The organism is Rothia sp. P6271 (assembly GCF_048512995.1).
Lineage (GTDB): Bacteria > Actinomycetota > Actinomycetes > Actinomycetales > Micrococcaceae > Rothia.
Genome location: NZ_JBLXXV010000003.1, coordinates 1 through 19,122, shown reverse-complemented (window position 1 = coordinate 19,122; position 19,122 = coordinate 1). Strand labels below are relative to the sequence as shown.

Here is a 19,122-nt window from a genome sequence, read left to right as displayed (position 1 = left end):
TTCGATAGCTGACTCTCACTAACGCTGAGTCATAGGTGTTGTATGTACTCCATGGGAGTATTTATGACGCTTATGGCTCAGCGTTAGGCTTAATAGCAGATTTTTATACCAGTTTTTGAGAGGGTGAGAAGATGAGCATTACTTATCTTTCGTATCAAAATATCCTCGAACATTTCTCTCCTGCACAAGCAGTACATGCGCTCCGAGAAACTTTAAAAAATGGTTATGATCCAAGTTGTGATTATCCTCGTCAGAAAATGGATATGCCCTACGCTCAGCTGCTCATGATGCCTTCTTATACTCGTGATAGTTTCGGAATGAAAATCCTCAGCTGCGCAGATACCTCGGTACGTCCTGATGTGCCGTTGATTCAAGGGTCTTATCTTCTATTCAATGCGCAGACCCTTGCACCAACACATGTTCTTGATGGCGTGGCACTAACTGATATCCGCACGTCAGCGGTTTCTATTGCCGGTGTTTACCCTTATATTTCTGGTTCTTCAGAACCACTAAAAACCGTCATTTTTGGCTGTGGTGCACAAGGACGCGCCCACCTTAAGACCCTCGAAAATACGCTCGAGGCAATACGTCCAGTAGAGCATACTTTTATTAGCCGTACCCAGCCAGAAGATATAACACAGTGGGTTCAGGCTGATTCTCAGGATGCTGCTGATGTCCTCAAACAGGCAGAACTCATTCTTTGTACCACGACTTCATCCACTCCCCTTTTTGAGGTAGAAGATATTAGCCCTCACGCTGTTATTGTTGCGGTGGGTTCTCATACTCCGCAGGCACGAGAAGTGAGTTCTTCAGTGATGGAAGTTGCTGAAGTGATTGTTGAAGATATAGCAACTGCTCTTCGCGAATGCGGTGATGTTATCTGCGCAATTGAAGACGGTGTCTTGGCAGAAGACAAGTTGTATCCTCTGTGTAAGATTGTTTCAGGAGATCTTAAAGTAAGGTCTGAACGCCCTATTGTTTTTAAAACATCAGGTATGGGTTGGGAAGATTTAACATTAGCAGAAGCAATCGTACGTTCAGTGCAGTCTTAAGATAACGCTATCCTAGAGATATTGTTATGTGTCTTCTCTACTTGTCATCATTATGTGGTGCGGAAGGTTTTTATTATGACTGAGTCTGTTTCCAACGCGATTGAAGAAGCAGCCGGTGATGATGTTCTCTCACGTGTCTATACCACTTGTGCTACGAAGATTGGGACTATTTTTCTTTGCGTTGAAGAGGGCGCTCTTGTTGGTGCGTGGTTAGAGAAGCAAAAGCATTTTCCTGAAAAAGAGTGTCTGGGAAAGTTCGTTAAAGCTCATGAGAATAGTGTTCTTTCTCAGGCTGTACAAGAGTTAGAAGAATATTTTCGAGGTCAACGTACTGTCTTTGAGATTCCTCTTCGCCCTGAAGGAACAGATTTTCAACTAGCAGTATGGAATCTCGTCTCAGACATCCGTTACGGGTATACAGATACGTACGGTGCTATTAGCCGTGTTGTTGGTCCTGGTGCTCCTGCTCAGGCCGTAGGCCAAGCGGTAGGCCGAAACCCTTGTATTATTTTTATTCCTTGTCATAGGGTTCTTGGGGCGGGAGGAAAAATAACCGGTTATGCAGGAGGTCTTTCTGCAAAACAGTGGTTATTAGAGTTAGAACGGTCCCAGAATCTAGCAGGTGATCGTCTTTTCTAAGACATTAGATATCGTATAAAAATAAAGCCGTGATAAAAACAATAAGTTTTTATCACGGCTTTGTTGGTCGGGTTGACAGGATTTGAACCTGCGACCCCTTGACCCCCAGTCAAGTGCGCTACCAAGCTGCGCCACAACCCGAAATGCTGTATAGAAAACCTGAAGGTTTCTAGCACCTAGACAACTATACAGCACCGACAAGAGCGAAGACAAACTCACAACCTAAAAACTTGAGAGTCTTAGCTCACACTTATGGAGGTGCGCTGCACGTCGCAACCGTGTCGTCAACGCACAGCACACACCACAAATACTATTTAGCGTCGAGAGCCTTTAGAGGACTGACGTTTCTTATCAAGCTGACGACGTTCACGTACACGCATCGAAATTTCAAGTGGAGTACCTGTGTATTCGAAAGTCTCACGCAAACGACGCATAATAAAACGACGGTATCCAGGATCCAAGAAACCTGTCGTAAAGAGAACAAACTTTGGAGGACGAGAAGACACTTGCGTACCAAAGAGAATACGAGGCTGCTTACCGCCACGCAAAGGATGCGGATGCGCAGCAACAATCTCGCCCAAGAAAGCGTTAAGACGTCCTGTAGGAATACGGGAATCCCATGATTCAAGAGCAGTTTCCAAAGCTGGTACAAGCTTATCTTTATGCCAGCCAGTACGCGCAGAGATATTTACACGAGGAGCCCACGCAACATGCGCAAGGTCACGGTCAATTTCTCGTTCTAGCTGATCTCGACGCTCTTCATCAAGAGTGTCCCACTTATTAAAGGCCAGCACTAGAGCACGCCCCGAATCAACAACCTGCTGAATAATCCGAATGTCCTGTTCAGAGATGGTCTCTGAAACATCGAGAAGAACAACACATACTTCAGAACGTTCAATAGCAGTTTGGGTTCTTAGAGAAGCATAGAAATCTGCGCCTTTTGCCATATGCACACGACGACGAATACCTGCCGTATCCACAAAACGCCAAGGACGCCCCCCTAGCTCAACGATCTCATCCACAGGGTCACGTGTCGTACCTGCAAGATCATTAACTACGGCACGTTCTTCACCGGCGAGCTTGTTTAGTAACGAGGACTTACCCACGTTGGGGCGACCCACCAAAGCCACACGACGAGGACCGCCTAAAGCCTCTGGCTCAGCATATTGAGAATGCTCCGGCATCACTTCGTATAAGGCGTCAAGAAGGTCAGCAAGCCCACGGCCGTGCAGACCCGACACAGGATAGGGCTGGCCCATACCCAAAGACCACAAGCTATGAATTTCAGCTTCTTGATGTTCAGCGTCTACCTTGTTAGCGATCAGCAAAAGAGGCTTATTAATACGACGCAACATACGAACAATCGCTTCGTCGGTTGCAGAAATACCAACCATTGCGTCCACCACTAACAACACAACATCAGCGTGCGCTACAGCAATCTCTGCTTGAGCAGCCACCTGCGCGTCAATGCCCTTAGCGTCAGCTTCCCAACCGCCGGTATCAACGAGAGTGAAGTCTTTTCCGTTCCACTCTGCTTTATAAGAAACACGGTCACGCGTCACACCAGGTTTGTCTTCAACAACGGCTTCACGACGACCCAAAATACGGTTGATAATAGTGGATTTACCGACGTTTGGGCGTCCAACGATAGCGACAACGGGGTCAGCTTCTTCACTTTCATCTTCGTTAATATCGAAGCCCCATGCACCAAGTAGCTGGCGGTCTTCCTCTTCTAGAGCATAGTCTTCAAGACCTGCACGCAAGGCCTCAGCTCGTTGTTCAGCGGTTTCGTCATCGATCTGCGCTAAACGCTCTGAAACGTTATCGTTACCGTCACCTAAATATTTCTTCTCATACTCATCGCGCTCTGGCGTCGTATTCTCTACCATAAAAATTCTTTTCTCTTCGCTCGTATAATCTATTTAGTTCAAGTCTAATGCACTATCGGAGTGAATTTGGTCTTCGATAGCTCCACGCACAGCAAGAATCGTCTGTTCAAAATCTAATTCAGATGAATCAACCAAAGTTACGCCCTCAGCAGCTTCCATAAAATTATTGACTCGGGAATCTTTAGCGTCACGTTCAGCAACCTGTTTCTGTAGCTGCTGCTGATTTTGTGTTCCACCAAGCTGAATACCACGACGAGCCATTCGAACCTCTTCAGACGCCGTTAACAGCACACGCGCATGAGCATCTGGGGCGACAACTGTGGTGATGTCTCGACCTTCAACAACAATACGCCGTGCACAGTCTTCAATCATTTGACACTGTTGGGCAACCAACAAAGAACGGACCTCAGGCACAGAAGCAATAGCAGAAACAGACTCTGAAATACGTGGAGAACGAATCTGCTCAGAAACATCTGTACCGCCGACCCGCAAGAATTTTTCATCGACAGTGGTGCTTTGTTCTAAGGGAAAACGCTGCGCAGCTTCAATCACTGCTGATGTATCGTTGAGGTCAACGTGCTCTTCTAGACAGTACCATGTCAAGGCACGGTACATGGCACCAGTATCGAGGTATGCCAGCTGATAGTGGCGTGCAATCTGCTCAGATACCGATGATTTTCCAGAACCAGAAGGCCCATCAATCGCGATTACAAGTTCTTTCATCGTCTTGTCTTCTTTCATCTTTATCGAACAACCTTCCAGCCGGCGTTCGTCAAATCTTCAATTAATTTCTCATGCTCATGAGGATTTACCGAAAGCTCCACCATACCGACCGGCTGCCCCGGAGAATGCTCAAGACGTAAGTCCTCAAGGTTCACCCCTAACTGACCAATTTCCTGCAAGAGTTGAGCAAGAGTCCCAGGGGTGTCTTCAACCAATACTACAATCTGGGAGAAGGCAGAAGGCGCACCTCCATGTTTTCCAGGAATACGCGCCACACCAGCATTACCATCACGCATCATCTGCGCGATACTCAAGCGAGCGCCCTGCCCTTGCGGGTTTTCAAGACTACAGATAATACGGTCTAGTTCCTGTCGAATCTCAAGCAGCGTCTCTCGAACGTGCTCAGCATTAGCCGACAAAATCTGGGTCCATAAGGTTGGTTCAGAGCCTGCAATACGAACGGTGTCTCGTAACCCCTGCCCCGCTAACGATAATGCGTGTAAAGGAGTTTCTTGCAAACGGGAGGCGAGCAGAGAGCTCATCACCTGCGGCACGTGTGAAATACGGGCAACAGAACGGTCATGTTCTTGAGCGTCCATGATGGTCACAAGAGAACCAAGTTCCACGCCTAGATGATGAGCAATTTTGATGGATTCTTCGCAGGAACTATGGTGCGGACACACAACAAATGGACGTGACGTAAATAGTTCTGCGCGAGCAGAGACCGGCCCTGATCGTTCTCGTCCAGCCATAGGGTGTGCACCCACATAACGGTGTGCTTCTGACGAAGAAGCAATCACGGTTTCGGCGATGGGTGCTTTCACTGAGGCCAGGTCTACTACCGTTGCATGAGGCCACCACTGTAATTGTTCTATGACGATTTGCGCCACAACATCTGGCGGAGCAGCTACAACCACAAGATACGGCGCCTCAGGTATCAGTTGTGGAAGTGGCATATTTTTAAGACCGCGCTCTTGAGCACGTTTATGAACAGATATTCCGGCACCAATATCTTCAGCAATAGCTTCCACCGTAGGAGAGACGTCTACGAGGTAGACATCTCGTCCTTGGCTACGAAGACAGAGCCCTACGGAGGCACCCAAGAGTCCGGTTCCAACGATAAGAACCGGTGGGAGCGAGTGCGCCTCTGCCTGAGGTGAATGACTCATCATATATTTCTCTTTTATAAGCCTACAGAAGCAAGGAGCTGCCCAATTTCCACTTTAGATAGATTGCGAATAGTTCCTTGTTTTTGAGATCCGATACGAACTGGCCCCATTTGTACACGAACGAGCTTTTCTACGGGGTATCCGGCTGCGTCAAAGAGACGTCGTACAATACGGTTCTTACCGGAGTGGATAGTTACCTCAATGAGTACGTGCCCGGGAGTAGAGTCTACGAGTTTGAAGCTATCTACTCGGGAGACACCATCTTCAAGGCGGATGCCCCTCTTCATCTGTGCACCTACGCCAGCTTCTACAGGCCCGTGAACTTGAACTAGGTATGTTTTAGGAATCTCGTAGCTGGGGTGTGTCAGGCGGTTGGTGAGTTCGCCGTCGTTGGTGAGAAGTAGCAGCCCTTCAGTTTCTACGTCGAGGCGGCCGACGTGGAAGACACGTTGGCTCATAGAAGAACGTAGGAAGTCGTTAATGCAGGGGCGCCCGTCGGGGTCTTCCATAGTAGAGACAACACCTGCCGGTTTATTTAACGCCATATAGATTTTACGTTCGTCGGTTTGAATGGTGATTCCATCAACACGGATGTTGACTTCTTCGGGGTTGACGCGTACCCCTAATTCGGTGACGAGTTCGTCGTTGACGGTCACTCGGCCTTCGGTAATCATCTGTTCGCAGACTCGTCGGCTTGCGACACCGGCTTGAGCCATCACTTTTTGTAGTCGTACACCGTCTTGTTCGTAGAAATCGTAATGGTCTACTGGTTCTGCACGAGGACGGCGGGGGCGGTGTGGCCCAGCGTAATTAGAGTTGTTACGTTGTGGTCTGTATTCTCCACGTTCTTGTGCGAAAGGTTTTCCAGAACGGAATCGTTTTCCGCCGTTACCTTTACCGCCTTTGGGAATACCGCCTTTACGGTGAGTTGTTCCGCGATTATTTTTAGCTCCGGTTCGGTTCTGTGAACGACCGGATGGTTTCTGTGCACTCATGTGTTTTTCTCCTGTTCGTGCTGTAGTAGCACATTGTGTGTTGAGTTAATGGATTGTGAGGTGAAGAGTGTTTCAACGCCGTATAGCGCTGTTTTCTTCTACTCTTTAAAAGTTTTCCGTTGCTATTTCTAGGTCGTTTTCATCGGGTAGATAGGGGGCTAACGGCGGTAGTTCGTCTAAAGAATCTAAACCGATTTTTTCCAGAAAAAGTTCTGTAGTGATATATTGTTGCGCTCGGGTTTGGGGTTCTGGTGTGGTTTCTACGATGAGTTCTCGTTGAAGAAGAGTTCGTACCGCAGAGTCAGCGTTAGTTCCTCGGACGCCGGCAATATATGCTCGTGTTACGGGCTGTTGATACGCAATAATTGCGAGTGTTTCCATCACGGCTTTTGGCAATTTTGAATTTGCTTTTGACCCGATGAATCGCCCTACCCAAGGACTAAAGTCTGAACGTGAATAGATGCGCCATCCCCCTGCTACACGTCTAAGCTCTAGTCCACGAGGTTCATGCACGGTATCTTGTTCTACATAACCATTATATTCTCGATATAGCTGGTCTAAAGCGCTCTCTATCACATCTTCAGGGAGGAGCAGAGCTTCTGACAGTTCTCGGGTTCGTACCGGCTTGTGCGCGATTAAAAGTATGGCTTCAATAGCTGCTTTTGTTCCTCCTGGTTGAAGTTCAACGCTGGGGATATCCTCATCGTTAAGAAGAACTACGGGTTTCTGTCGAGTTTTTTGTGCTGCGTATTCTTCAGCTTTTTCTGGTTCTTCCCAAGGGTTCTCAGGAGCTTGAACACTCTTATCTGCATTGTCGAAAGAGCGTTGTTCTGCGTTGTTGTGGTCGTGATCTTCTGTATCTGGGCTCCATGCTCCAGAAGTCAGAAGTGCAAGGTCTTCTGCAGTGTAATCGTATTCTTCTGAGCGTTCAGACATCGTCACTGCTCCTGCTCTACTAGTTTGTGTGTTGTACCTTCGTGGAGCTGTTGAGCTATCACACGAATTGTTCCTAAAGGCTTTTCTTGGTGTAAGGTAATGGCACCTTGCTGATATAACCCAAGAAGAGCGAGAAAACGAACAATGGCTATTTCATATACGCCGGCATCTTGAAGAAGTTCAAGGAGGGATGCTTCTTCTCTGTCTTGTAGGAGTTCTTGAACATGTTGTTCTTCTGTGGCGATAGTGGTGAGCGGTTCTTGCAGATGTTCGGTATTGACCGTTGGCTCTGGTATGCCAGTAGTTTCTCGTTTTTTAAGCTGTAGTGCTTGGGCGGCGATACGCGCAAATTCTTCAGCTCCCGTGTTAAAAACGAGTTCGGGAAGAACTTTTGCAAGGTGAGGTTCAAGAGCGACTTCTCGTGTGAAATGTTGTGATTCTTGTTCGTATCGAGCGTTCAGGTATTCTGAGACTTCTCGATAGGCACGATATTGTAAAAGCCGTGCAAAGAGTAAGTCTCGAGCTTCTAGTAATGCTGCATCATAGTTATTTTCAGAGGTACTCTCTTGCGGTAATAATCGGGCAGCTTTAAGTTCTAGAAGTGTTGCTGCGGTAACCAAAAAATCGCTGGCAGTATCTAGCGCTTGACGATGATGTTGTTGGTAGAGAGCCGAAATATATTCGATAAACTCATCGGTTACTTCAGATAAGGCAATATCTGTGATGTCGAGTTTACGGCGAGTAATCAAAGAGAGTAAAAGGTCAAAAGGGCCTTCAAAGTTCTCTAGTGTGAGGTTAAAAGGCGTTGGTGTTCTCTCGTCTGAGGTATGGGGTGTCGGTGCCATCACGGCAGCGACCGGCTCTGTTGTCATAGATGTAGCAGGTCCTTCTGAAAAAGATATAGGTCATTCCCCTATCACGATTCTGCCCTAGGACAGAAGAAAAGTGCAAGGGTCTTAGCAGGTAGCTTTGCCCACGTTTAAGCGGCACCACCACGGCTAATGAGTTCACGTGCTAATTGGCGGTATGCTTCTGCGCCAGGATGAGTTGTGGCATACGACAAAATAGGTTCTGCAGAGACACTTGCATCGGGGAATTTCACGGTTCGTTTGATGACGGTATCGAAAACTTTATCTCCAAAAGCGTCAATGATACGAGCTAGAACTTCCTTAGAATGTAAAGTGCGAGAATCAAACATCGTGGCAAGAACCCCATCAATTTGAAGTTTAGGGTTGAGACGTTCTTGAACTTTCTCAATCGAATCCACCAATAGTGCAACCGCACGTAGAGCGAAAAACTCACAAATAAGTGGAATGATGACACCGTCGCTAGCTGTCAACGCATTGACTGTCAGCAGTCCTAAAGAAGGCTGGCAGTCAATCAAAATCACATCATATTCATGAGCAACTTTACGTAGAGCGCTACTTAGAACCTGTTCACGAGCAACCTCGTTGACGAGCTGAACTTCTGCAGCCGAAAGGTCAATATTTGCAGGAAGTAAGTCAATATTTTCGACGTTAGTACTTTGAATAACCTCACGAATATCAACGTTACGGTCCATCATAACGTTATATACTGTCAGGTCCAGTTCGTGTGGGTTGGCACCAAACCCAGCGGATAACGCACCTTGCGGATCAAAATCAACGAGTAGAACGCGTCGTCCGCATTCGGCAAGAGCAGCACCGAGGTTAATAGTCGAGGTGGTTTTACCGACTCCACCTTTTTGGTTGACCATAGAAATAATACGAGCTGGCCCATGAGTCTGCAGTGGCGCAGGATCAGGATATATCCGTACAGGACGACCCGTTGGACCAGTCTGTGAATGATCATCAAAAGATTTATTCATATGCATTACCTTTATGAAACCGAAAATTGTTCTCTCTCTAGAGTACAGCCTAGAGTCAAATTATCTCTGGTTAAAGAGCTCGTGGATGCGTTGCCGCGAAGACTTCGCGTAACGTTTCTGCCGTAACTTTAGTGTAAATCTGGGTTGTTGTCAGTGAAGCATGCCCTAAAAGTTCTTGGACAACACGAATATCCGCCCCACCTTCTAACAGGTGCGTAGCATACGAGTGTCTTAGCGTATGTGGAGAAATATCTGACACAATACCTGCACGTTCAGCAGCATTTTTGATGATGAGCCATGCACCCTGACGTCCGAGCCTTCCACCACGAGCGTTCAAAAATAGTGCGGGTATTCCTTTACCTTGTTGAGCAAGGATTGGGCGTGCACGCACCAAATATTCTTCCAGAGCGTGCACAGCATATGAGCCGAGGGGAACAATTCTTTCTTTAGAGCCTTTGCCCCATAGCCTTACCATACCAGTACGGTGTTTTTGTTCAGAAGATTCAGAAGCAGGCTCTTGGACAGAGATATCATCAAGGTCAAGATTCAGGACTTCAGAAATACGCGCCCCTGTTGAGTATAAAAATTCCAACATGGCACGGTCGCGAAGACCTGTTGCAGAATGTTGATCGGGGCTTTCTACAAGAGCCTTGACATCTTCATAGGAGATACCTTTGGGAAGTCTTGACGCTATTTTAGGTGGCTGGATATGAGAGGCGGGATCGTCTGAGGTAGTACCTTCTTTGAACCAAAAACGGTGAACTCCTCTCACCGCAACGACAGCTCTTGCTACGCTCCGTACGCTCAGTGGCTTCTGTTCTGGGTAAACTCCGGTGGCTAGTTGAGTCACAAAATCACGAATGTGTTTTGAGGTGATAGAGCGAGGAGAGATGATTGCATTCTGTACCAAAAATATTTCGTACCGATGAAGATCACGACGATATGATTCCACCGTATTTTTACTCAGGGATCGTTCGATAGTGAGAAATTGCAGATATTGTTCTATGCCACGTTGTAAAGCTGTTTGTGTTGAAGTTGTTGTCATAGAGATATCGGCTTATGAGTTTTTCGCTGGACAGATAGGCCCTGTACAATCTTTTGTTCTGTACCGAGGATGTGCTTCAAATGGTGAGTGAGCAGAATAAAGGCTACTAAAATTCTGCTGGTGAGCGATATAGGTAGCAAGAATCGCGTTAGTCGCACTAGGGTTATGTATGTACCCTGATAATACAGCAGAAACTGCGTCCTTAAGATTTACCCATCGCATAATAATCTCAGATTCTTCATCTTCTCGAATGTGCTGATGTTCTTTATCAACAGGGGCAATGTCCCGTGCTAAGAATACTCGACAGGCCTCGGTACTTCCTCCTGGAGAATTATAGAATTCCATTAACGTGTCCCATTGTTTAGCGCATAGAGATGTTTCTTCGGCAAGTTCTCGTTGTGCTGCTTCGAGAGGAGTTTCTCCTGCCACATCTAATAATCCAGCAGGTATCTCCCAAAGGTTTGCACGTACTGGGTGACGGTATTGGCGGATTAAAAGAATCTGTTGGTCTTCGTTCAGCACCGCAATAGCTACGGCTCCTGGGTGTTCGAGAAAATCCCGTTCAAAAGGTGCTGACTCTTCTGTGAGTGAGACCTTCTCTCGTACGACATCCCAAATACGCCCGCCACATAGAAGGGTTCTATTATGTGTGGTTCTCGGATCGATAGAGTCGGCAAGTTCTTCTAATGGGAATTGCATGGTGGAGCCTTCCTAAGGTTGTCTCAAACATGTATCAGTCTACAACCGAAGCTTGTTATGTGAGGTTCCAAGATACACCAGCTAGAGAAAGTCGGGTATCAGAGATGACCTCTGACACCCGACTTTCTATGGCTCAAGAACTATGTATATCGTTCCCTCGTTACTTTGCACGTTGTGCGAGCGCTGCCCGAATCAGCCCAACAAACAAGGGGTGTGGTCGTGTTGGGCGAGAACGGTATTCAGGATGCGCCTGTGTCGCAACGTAATAAGGGTGTACGTTTTCAGGAAGTTCAACGTATTCTACAAGATTGCCGTCAGGAGATACGCCACTAATAACGAGACCAGCTTTTTCTAGCTGTTCACGATATTCATTGTTAACTTCATAACGGTGGCGGTGACGTTCTGAAACTTCAGTAGCACCATAGGTCTTCGCCACGACAGAATCAGCGTTTAAGGTTGCGGGGTACAGTCCAAGACGCATCGTTCCGCCAAGGTCTCCGGCGCCCTCAACAAATTGTTGTTGTTCTTTAATTGTAGCGATGAGTGGTGACGGTGTTTCAGGGTCAAATTCTGTTGACGATGCGTCACGAATTTCTAGCACATTGCGCGCGTATTCAATCACCATTGACTGTAGACCTAGGCAGATACCCAGTGTTGGAATATGGTGTTCACGTGCATATTTGAGTGCCCCAATTTTACCGTCGAGACCGCGGATACCGAATCCACCAGGGACAAGAACGGCGTCCATCTCGCGTAGCTGGTGTGCAGCATCTTCGTCGGTGGCACAGAGGTCAGCCGCTACCCATTTGACGTTCACTTTAGCGTTGTTTGCAAAGCCTCCAGCACGTAAGGCTTCAGAGACAGAAAGATACGCGTCAGGTAGGTCAATGTATTTTCCGACGAGGGCAACATTAACCTCAGCTTGAGGCTGGTGTACAGCGGTAAGAACTTTGTTCCATTCGGTAAAGTCAGCCTCTTGATAGTCAAGACCAAGATAATCGAGGATATATGTGTCTAGCCCTTGGCTGTGAAGAGTTTTAGGGATGTCATAGATGCTAGGCGCATCAGCGCAAGAAATAACTGCCGCAGGGTCAACGTCGCAAGCGTTCCCAATTTTCTTCTTATGAGATTCTGGAACTTCTCGTTCGCATCGAAGGACGAGCCCATCAGGAATAATGCCCAAACCACGAAGCGCAGCAACTGAATGCTGAGTAGGTTTAGTTTTGAGTTCTCCGGAAGGCCCAATAAAAGGCACTAGAGACACGTGTAGAAAGAAGACGTTATTTCGTCCAACGTCTCGGCGGACTTGTCGGGCAGCTTCAAGGAACGGCTGAGACTCAATATCACCGACAGTTCCACCAATTTCAGTAATGATAATATCTGGTGCGTCTTCACGTGTTGCAGGCACTCTCATACGACGTTTAATTTCATCGGTAATATGAGGGATGACCTGAACGGTATCGCCAAGGTATTCACCACGACGCTCTTTAGCGATAACAGTAGAATAGACTTGTCCGGTTGTTACGTTGGAAGACTGGTCGAGATTTTCGTCAAGGAAACGTTCGTAGTGACCGATGTCGAGGTCTGTTTCTGCCCCATCGTCTGTTACGAAAACTTCTCCGTGCTGGAAGGGGTTCATCGTACCGGGGTCTACGTTGAGGTAAGGGTCAAACTTTTGCATCGTCACGGATAGACCGCGAGAGCGTAGCAGACGCCCTAGAGAAGATGCTGAAAGTCCTTTACCGAGGGATGAAGCTACACCACCAGTTACAAAAATCTGATGTGTTACTTTGCCGTTATCTGAAGTCTTTTTTTCATTCGCCACGGAATTCCACCTTATCATTGATATTCTTCTGAGCCAACACCACTCACCTATTGCGTGCGAGTAGGTCGTGAGATGTTCTTCCCATTTTTCAATAGTTCTCTTGCATGTTCTTGAGCAGAGAGAGATTCGTCATGTCCGGCTAGCATACGAGCCAGCTCTACGACACGTTCTTGTTCGTCAAGCACTTTGACTTTAGAGAGTGAAGCGTCGTCGTTCTTCATGACCAGAATATGTTGATCGGCAAAAGCGGCAACTTGAGGCAAATGTGTGACCACCAGAACCTGAACATGTTGAGCGAGCATCGCTAGTCGCCGACCAATTTCGACGGCGGCTTTACCACCCACACCCGAGTCTACCTCGTCAAAAATAAAAGTAGGGACGGGATCGACTTCTGCTAAGACAACTTCAAGCGCTAACATTACGCGAGAAAGTTCACCTCCAGAAGCACCTTTTCCTAAGGGACGAGCCGTTGCCTTTTCATGTGGCTTGAGTAAAAACTCAATAGTGTCTTTGCCAGAAGGAGTGAATTTTGCATTCTCTTGAACGTCAACAACAAGTTCGGCATGGGGCATGGCTAACGCGCTTAACTCTTCAGAAACAGCATAAGCAAGTTTCTTCGCTGCACGTTGCCTAATCTGCAACATCTGCTCGGCTTGCTGTTGAAGACGTTCTCGAAGGTCTTGTAGTTCCTCTTCAAGCTCTTCAATACGGTGAGGGTCGTCGTTCAAAGACACAAGACGTTCTTGAGATTCTTCTGCCCATTGGAGTACTTCAGCAATATCTGAACCATATTTGCGAGTAAGAGTTTTAAGCTGTGCTAAACGTTCTTGAACTTGAGCTAAGCGATGCGGCCCTTCACTGTCTAGATTTGAGGTGTATGACGACAGCTCCTCAGCAATATCTGTAATCTGTATCAGCGCATCATTGAGTCGTTGAACGAGTGTTGCTAATTGTTCGTCAGAAGAGGATTCCACCTCTAGAGCAGAACGGGCTGTATCTAATAGTGCTAAAACGTTAGCGCTATCAGCTTCAAGATATTCTGATCCGGTCAAAGCGCCTAAAGCCGTATGCGCGGCAGAACGTAAAGACTCAATGTTCGTCAGCCGTAGACTTTCTTGAGATAATTTTTCGTCTTCTCCGAGGATGGGTTCTATCGTGTTAATCTCAGCTAAAGCACTTTCTAATGTTTGCGCTTCAAGAGCTCTTTCACGAGTATTTTCACGAACGTGGCGTAGCTCCGTTGCAAGATGACGATAACGCTCATAATGTTGCTGATAGTTCTGCTGTATCTTGCTTAGTTCGTCTCCAGCGTAGGAGTCAAGAGCTCGTCGTTGTTCGGCAGAAGATTTCAAACGAATCTGATCCGATTGTCCGTGTACTGCCACTAGTGTTTGCCCAATTTCAGCTAATTTTCCAATCGGTGCCGAACAGCCTCCAACGTGTGCACGTGAACGTCCTTGGGCAGAGACAGTACGTGCCAGTAATAGTTCACATTGTTCTTGATCAATATGGTCGAAACTACCGCCGGCGTCTTCTGCTAGAGCAAGAGCTTTATGGTTTTTAGGTAGGCGCATCACAGCTTCAGCTAAAGCGTTCTTCGCGCCGCTTCGTACCGTTCCAGCGTCACTGCGTGCACCAAGTAACATGCCAAGAGCAGTGACAACCATTGTTTTTCCGGCTCCAGTTTCACCAGTAAGCACAGAGAACCCCGGTTCTAGCGGCAAACGAGCATCCGTAATGACGCCCACGTCACGCAGATGAATTTCTTCAATCATAGAATTAGTGTCTCTCTTATCCTTATGAGGCTGTTTTTTCGTCTTGAGTAGTGTTTTCTGGACCGCGCCAGCCGCGAATAGGAAGCTCAAATTTTGCGACAAGACGTTCGGAGAATGGTGCTGTATGTATTCTTGCTAGACGAACGTATTTTTCTGATCGTGAGACTTCAATTCTTGCACCAGCAGGTAAGTCGATGGTTCGACGCCCATCGCACCACAGTACGCCAGTCACCCCATTATGGGGTAATAGTTCAACAGCTAAGGAAGATGTCGGGGCAGTGACAAGAGGACGAGCAAAAAGGGCGTGTGCGGATAGTGGAACCATGAGCATGGCTTCTACTTCTGGCCAGACGATAGGCCCACCACCGGAGAAAGCGTAGGCTGTTGACCCCGTGGGCGTTGCCATAACAACCCCGTCACACCCAAAGGTGCTCAACGGACGTTTGTCGACTTCGATAACTACCTCAATCATTTTTGCGCGGTTGCCTTTTTCGACACTCGCTTCGTTCAGGGCCCATGTTTCGACTAGTTTTTGATGCCCGTGCCATGCTTTTACGTCAATGGCCATGCGTTCTTCGACGGTGTAATTATTTTCAACGATGCATTGCACGGTCTCTTGAAGATCTGATTCTTCAGATTCAGCTAGAAATCCGACGTGCCCAAGGTTAACACCGACAAGTGGAATATCTGTATGACGCACTTTCTCTGCTGCACGCAGAATAGAGCCGTCGCCACCAAGCACAATTCCTAGTTCGACGTCAACGAGTGCTACTGCTTCACGAGCAACAGCTACAGGGACGGGATTTTGCCACCCCTCAACTAGACATTCGAGGTCGCTACGTTCAAGGACGGGAACTAGCCCCGATTCATGTAGTTGACGGCAGACAGTACGTGCTGCCTTGCGGGCTTCTTCACGGCCGGTATGGGCGAAGACGAGAATTTTTCGAGAAGAAGAGTTCTTTTTTGTTGAGGTGCTCACGTTATAAATCTTATGGTACTTTTGCGTTGAGGTTGAGTTGGCTTTCACTATTTAGTGCACCACAGGAAAAATTCTTGATTTCCGTCTTGTCCCGGTAATGGACTTTTTTCAACGCCAGCAATGTTAAGTCCACATTCTTGAGCGCTCAACGAGACTTTCTTAATGGCTTCTTGATGAGCTATCGGGTCGGTGACAACTCCCCCACGTCCAATGTTGTGTTGGCCTACTTCAAATTGAGGTTTAATCATCAGGAGGAGGTCTCCGCCTGTTCTAGTTGCTTGAGCTAGTGCATCCATGACCAGTGTTAAGGAGATAAAAGAGAGGTCAGAGACGGTAAGATCTACGACTCCTCCGATATGTTCTGGACGTAGATATCTAACGTTCATGCCCTCGTAAACGCTAACTCGTGGGTCTTCTCGTAGCGTGGAAACGAGCTGATTGTGTCCTACGTCAACGGCAGCAACGTGTGCTGCACCTTGTTGTAGTAAGACATCTGTAAATCCTCCGGTGGAAGCTCCAGCGTCAAGACAATTTTTATCAGCTGCTGTGACTTCGGAAAAGATTTTTAGTGCGCCCATCAGTTTATGCCCGGCACGGGAAACATACTGTATATGGTCGTTATCATCCACTGTGATGGTGTCTCGAGGTAGTACGTCATAGGAGCTTTTTGTGATAACTACCCCGTTGACCGAGACAAAACCATCGTTAATGAGTTTCTGAGCAAGGGTGCGTGAACGTGCTAAAGCACGATTTACGAGTTCTTTATCGAGTCTCACTCGGAGGACTCACCCTTTTTAAGATAGTCTTCTAGCCCATGAACCAAAGACCAAAGTTCTTGAGTTTTTTGGTTCATAGTATTTATTGTGTCAGCCTGTTGCAGCTGATGCATAAAGTGTTCTACGTAGGAAGAATCTAATCTTTCCGCTTCTTTTGGGGAAAGTCCGTTGGGTGAATTATCGTTTGCCACGAATAATTTCTTTCGGTTGGTGACTTTCTCTTTCTTGAGGGTAAGCAGCCCACCATGCAGCACATGCGACTCTCCAAGCATCGGGTTCTTCTCCTTCACCGGTTATGGTGAGAATTTCGCCTTCAACTTTGGCGTGGTATCCTGCACCTTCGGCAGTGTAGCTCACTCCCTCAGAGGTAACAGTTATCTTCGGATATTCTATGAAGAAATCGTTTAATGTGCTGAGAATATAGTCTGGGCGGTCAAAAGTTGGGGCTTGTAGAATACTTTGATAGCTTTCTACTCCGGTCAGGACACAAGCTGTTGCTATACCTGCTTTATTACCGCCACGAATGTCGGTATCAAGGCGATCTCCTACAACAACTGGTGCAGTACTCTTGAGTTTTTGAGCTCCGGTTCGGAAGATCGCTGCCTCTGGTTTCCCCGCAATATATGGGGTTCTGCCAGTCGCTTTAGCGACGGCGTGTACTAGTGTGCCGTTTCCGGGGGCCATTCCACGGGCTTGTGGAATAGTCCAGTCAGTGTTGGTTGCAATCCACAGAATTTCTGGGTCTGCTAGGGTAAAGGCTGCTTCTGCTAAGTTTTCCCATACCATTTTTGGGTTAAAACCTTGAACAACAGCTTGAGGATTTTCTGTCTGGTGGTAAACCGCTTTAAAACCTGCTGCTTCGACACATTCTGCAAGGTCTTGAGTTCCTGTAATCAGAACTTTTGCCCCTGTTTTAAGGTATTCTCGTAAGAGTTCTGCTGCAGCTTGTGCTGAGCTGACAATACGTTCTGCTGAGGTATTGACCCCTAGAGAACGTAGGTGTTCTGCAATGGTTTCGACGCTTCGTGAAGCGTTATTCGTTACGAATGCGACAGGTACGCCTTCATCTTCTGCTCGGTTAAGCGCTTGAGGTGCGCCGTCGATTGCATGTGGGCCAGTATAGACGACACCGTCAAGATCGCTCAGAATGGCATCATGATTTTTAAGTAACATACTATGCGTCTTTGGGTGCGTTGTCGGTATTTTCCTCGTTCGTTGCAGAAGATTCTTCTTCAGCAGATGCTGAGGAGGTCTCTTCTATAGTCTTTTCTTCGGTAGGCTCTTGTGAGGTTGAGCTTTCAGCTTGGGATTCTAATTCACTAATATCTACTGAAGGTTCTTCTGGCTCGAGGAGTTCTTCTTCGGTGAAAATATCAAAAATTTCAGGCTCTACGAAGTTTCCTTGGCCTAAAGCTGCTTCGGTCATGAAAGCAAGACGGTTCCAGCGTGCTGCTTCTTTGGTTTTTCCGGCTTCTTCTAGAAGATTTGCGTAGGCTGAAAAGAGGCGTGGACTATATTCAAATCCGCGTTTGCTGTTAAGTTCTGGAATTTCTAGTGCTTTGATTGCTTCTTGTAGGTTGCCTCTATCGTGATGGATACCTGAAAGTACAAGAGCGATTTCGACACGAGTTGCCGGTTGTAAGTCTTGATCGAAGCGGAATTGTTCTGCCATTTCTAGTGCTTTATCGATACGCCCTAATGCGCGTTCGCTGTCGATTAGTAACGCTAGGTGTTGGTTAGAACCACTGATACGGCGGTGCGTGCGAAGTTCACGAAGGCATAGGTCATAGTTTTCAGCAACATATGCGGCGACTCCTGCTGCTTCACGGACTGTTCCGATACGTCCTGCACGGCGGGTAGCAGCAACGGCGTGTTCTAACGCGAATTGTGGGTCAAGTTCAAGGTATCGTCCTGCCATAACAAGGTGTTTTGCAACAACTTCAGCGTTATCTTTTTCGAGGGCTCGCAGCTCTCTCAGGATGTATCCTTCAAGTTCACGACCAGTGACGTCGGTGTCTAGTTCTGGTGCTTGTGGGCGTGCCGGACGGTATCCTTCTTTACGGGCGAATCGTTCTTCACGTTGTTCTACTCCTCCACGGCGATGTCCACCTTGAGGTTTATTTTCGTTGTTATAGCGTCGTCCGCCTTTGTTACGATCTTGGTATGAGCGCTCTGATCGATTATTATCGCGGGAAGGTCGATGTGTTGAAGAAGAACGTTCAGTATCTTTTGAATAGCGTTTTTCTCCGTCACGTCCACGATCGTTAAATTTTTTGTGGTTGCCAAAATTCTTCTTGTATTCTCCACGAGAAGCAGAACGCTGACGGTCAGAGTGTTGAGGTCGTTTTCCCTGGTCTTTACGGTCGTTGTTCTGGTGCGTGTCACGGCGGGAGTGGTCAGACAAATTATGCTCCTCTATTGTTGTGAAGACGATTCACGTTATGGCATTGAATATATAGTTTATCGGGGTATTTTAGGATGAGCTATCAACACATCAAAAATGTTGATGCGTTTTCTCTTACATGAATGTTTAATTTAGATAATAAAAAAGGAGGACTTCTACCAGTTTTACCTGGAAGAAATCCTCCTTCAAATAATAATGCGGCAACAACCTACTCTCCCACACCGTCCCCAGTGCAGTACCATCGGCTCGGTAGGTCTTAGCTTCCGGGTTCGGGATGGAACCGGGCGTTTCCCCTACGATATAATCACCGCAAACCTATTTAATAATCAATACCTGCAAAAGTTTTACAACTCTTGTGGTTTGTTATTAG

Annotated in this window: 17 protein-coding genes, 1 tRNA gene and 1 rRNA gene; 2 read left to right on the top strand and 17 right to left on the bottom strand. The window is 47.2% G+C overall.

The annotated features are described in order from the left end of the window. The first annotated feature begins 131 nt into the window (after positions 1-131). A complete protein-coding gene (locus ACN08X_RS03890; RefSeq protein ID WP_419106283.1) occupies positions 132-1,052 on the top strand; it encodes an ornithine cyclodeaminase family protein in 921 nt (306 codons plus the stop codon). A 75-nt stretch (positions 1,053-1,127) separates the two neighbouring features. Next, the gene (locus ACN08X_RS03885; RefSeq protein WP_419107945.1) at positions 1,128-1,691 is read left to right on the top strand and encodes a methylated-DNA--[protein]-cysteine S-methyltransferase; all 564 of its coding nucleotides are present in this window, start codon (positions 1,128-1,130) and stop codon (positions 1,689-1,691) included. Positions 1,692-1,755: 64 nt separating this feature from the next. Here the strand turns inward: ACN08X_RS03885 and ACN08X_RS03880 are convergent. The 17 genes from ACN08X_RS03880 to rrf all read right to left on the bottom strand — a co-directional run bounded on the left by ACN08X_RS03880 (position 1,756) and on the right by rrf (position 19,064). Beyond that, positions 1,756-1,832, bottom strand: a tRNA-Pro gene (locus ACN08X_RS03880). 173 nt (positions 1,833-2,005) lie between these two features. Further along, positions 2,006-3,580: a ribosome biogenesis GTPase Der gene (gene der, locus ACN08X_RS03875; RefSeq protein WP_419101920.1), complete on the bottom strand. Its 1,575-nt coding sequence runs from the start codon at positions 3,578-3,580 to the stop codon at positions 2,006-2,008. A 33-nt stretch (positions 3,581-3,613) separates the two neighbouring features. Further along, the gene (cmk, locus tag ACN08X_RS03870; RefSeq protein ID WP_419107944.1) at positions 3,614-4,303 is read right to left on the bottom strand and encodes a (d)CMP kinase; all 690 of its coding nucleotides are present in this window, start codon (positions 4,301-4,303) and stop codon (positions 3,614-3,616) included. 20 nt (positions 4,304-4,323) lie between these two features. After that, on the bottom strand, positions 4,324-5,475 hold the full coding sequence (locus ACN08X_RS03865) for a prephenate dehydrogenase (RefSeq protein ID WP_419107943.1): 1,152 nt from the start codon (positions 5,473-5,475) through the stop codon (positions 4,324-4,326). Between the two features lie 11 nt (positions 5,476-5,486). Further along, entirely contained in the window at positions 5,487-6,467 is a 981-nt protein-coding gene (locus ACN08X_RS03860; RefSeq protein ID WP_419107942.1) for a pseudouridine synthase, read from the bottom strand. A gap of 105 nt (positions 6,468-6,572) precedes the next feature. Then, complete coding sequence (scpB, locus tag ACN08X_RS03855; protein WP_419107941.1) at positions 6,573-7,403, bottom strand: SMC-Scp complex subunit ScpB; 831 nt, start codon at positions 7,401-7,403, stop codon at positions 6,573-6,575. A 2-nt stretch (positions 7,404-7,405) separates the two neighbouring features. After that, positions 7,406-8,275, bottom strand: a complete 870-nt coding sequence (locus tag ACN08X_RS03850) for a segregation and condensation protein A (protein ID WP_419107940.1) — start codon at positions 8,273-8,275, stop codon at positions 7,406-7,408. Between the two features lie 107 nt (positions 8,276-8,382). Next, on the bottom strand, positions 8,383-9,249 hold the full coding sequence (locus ACN08X_RS03845; RefSeq protein ID WP_419101926.1) for a ParA family protein: 867 nt from the start codon (positions 9,247-9,249) through the stop codon (positions 8,383-8,385). A 70-nt stretch (positions 9,250-9,319) separates the two neighbouring features. After that, positions 9,320-10,294 carry a site-specific tyrosine recombinase XerD gene (gene xerD, locus ACN08X_RS03840; RefSeq protein ID WP_419107939.1) on the bottom strand — a complete coding sequence of 325 codons (975 nt, stop codon included), beginning with the start codon at positions 10,292-10,294 and terminating at the stop codon, positions 9,320-9,322. Positions 10,295-10,306: 12 nt separating this feature from the next. After that, complete coding sequence (locus ACN08X_RS03835) at positions 10,307-10,993, bottom strand: NUDIX domain-containing protein (protein ID WP_419101928.1); 687 nt, start codon at positions 10,991-10,993, stop codon at positions 10,307-10,309. 160 nt (positions 10,994-11,153) lie between these two features. Further along, positions 11,154-12,836 (bottom strand): CTP synthase, encoded by a 1,683-nt coding sequence (locus ACN08X_RS03830; RefSeq protein WP_419101929.1) that lies wholly within the window; start codon positions 12,834-12,836, stop codon positions 11,154-11,156. A 29-nt stretch (positions 12,837-12,865) separates the two neighbouring features. Continuing rightward, complete coding sequence (recN, locus tag ACN08X_RS03825) at positions 12,866-14,593, bottom strand: DNA repair protein RecN (RefSeq protein ID WP_419106275.1); 1,728 nt, start codon at positions 14,591-14,593, stop codon at positions 12,866-12,868. Positions 14,594-14,615: 22 nt separating this feature from the next. Beyond that, the gene (locus ACN08X_RS03820) at positions 14,616-15,572 is read right to left on the bottom strand and encodes an NAD kinase (protein ID WP_419101931.1); all 957 of its coding nucleotides are present in this window, start codon (positions 15,570-15,572) and stop codon (positions 14,616-14,618) included. Between the two features lie 47 nt (positions 15,573-15,619). Next, positions 15,620-16,348, bottom strand: a complete 729-nt coding sequence (locus ACN08X_RS03815) for a TlyA family RNA methyltransferase (protein ID WP_419107938.1) — start codon at positions 16,346-16,348, stop codon at positions 15,620-15,622. Positions 16,349-16,525: 177 nt separating this feature from the next. Then, positions 16,526-17,521 (bottom strand): HAD-IIA family hydrolase, encoded by a 996-nt coding sequence (locus ACN08X_RS03810; RefSeq protein WP_419107937.1) that lies wholly within the window; start codon positions 17,519-17,521, stop codon positions 16,526-16,528. A 1-nt stretch (position 17,522) separates the two neighbouring features. After that, the gene (locus ACN08X_RS03805; protein WP_419107936.1) at positions 17,523-18,752 is read right to left on the bottom strand and encodes a hypothetical protein; all 1,230 of its coding nucleotides are present in this window, start codon (positions 18,750-18,752) and stop codon (positions 17,523-17,525) included. A gap of 195 nt (positions 18,753-18,947) precedes the next feature. Beyond that, positions 18,948-19,064: ribosomal RNA gene (gene rrf / locus ACN08X_RS03800) — 5S ribosomal RNA — on the bottom strand. Positions 19,065-19,122: the final 58 nt, after the last annotated feature.

Bases quoted from the DNA above. Each gene is read 5' to 3' on its own strand.
- ACN08X_RS03890 (WP_419106283.1), top strand. From the start codon at position 132: ATGAGCATTACTTATCTTTCGTATCAAAATATCCTCGAACATTTCTCT.
- ACN08X_RS03885 (WP_419107945.1), top strand. From the start codon at position 1,128: ATGACTGAGTCTGTTTCCAACGCGATTGAAGAAGCAGCCGGTGATGAT.
- der (WP_419101920.1), bottom strand. From the start codon at position 3,580: ATGGTAGAGAATACGACGCCAGAGCGCGATGAGTATGAGAAGAAATAT.
- cmk (WP_419107944.1), bottom strand. From the start codon at position 4,303: ATGAAAGAACTTGTAATCGCGATTGATGGGCCTTCTGGTTCTGGAAAA.
- ACN08X_RS03865 (WP_419107943.1), bottom strand. From the start codon at position 5,475: ATGATGAGTCATTCACCTCAGGCAGAGGCGCACTCGCTCCCACCGGTT.
- ACN08X_RS03860 (WP_419107942.1), bottom strand. From the start codon at position 6,467: ATGAGTGCACAGAAACCATCCGGTCGTTCACAGAACCGAACCGGAGCT.
- scpB (WP_419107941.1), bottom strand. From the start codon at position 7,403: ATGTCTGAACGCTCAGAAGAATACGATTACACTGCAGAAGACCTTGCA.
- ACN08X_RS03850 (WP_419107940.1), bottom strand. From the start codon at position 8,275: ATGACAACAGAGCCGGTCGCTGCCGTGATGGCACCGACACCCCATACC.
- ACN08X_RS03845 (WP_419101926.1), bottom strand. From the start codon at position 9,249: ATGAATAAATCTTTTGATGATCATTCACAGACTGGTCCAACGGGTCGT.
- xerD (WP_419107939.1), bottom strand. From the start codon at position 10,294: ATGACAACAACTTCAACACAAACAGCTTTACAACGTGGCATAGAACAA.
- ACN08X_RS03835 (WP_419101928.1), bottom strand. From the start codon at position 10,993: ATGCAATTCCCATTAGAAGAACTTGCCGACTCTATCGATCCGAGAACC.
- ACN08X_RS03830 (WP_419101929.1), bottom strand. From the start codon at position 12,836: ATGATAAGGTGGAATTCCGTGGCGAATGAAAAAAAGACTTCAGATAAC.
- recN (WP_419106275.1), bottom strand. From the start codon at position 14,593: ATGATTGAAGAAATTCATCTGCGTGACGTGGGCGTCATTACGGATGCT.
- ACN08X_RS03810 (WP_419107937.1), bottom strand. From the start codon at position 17,521: ATGTTACTTAAAAATCATGATGCCATTCTGAGCGATCTTGACGGTGTC.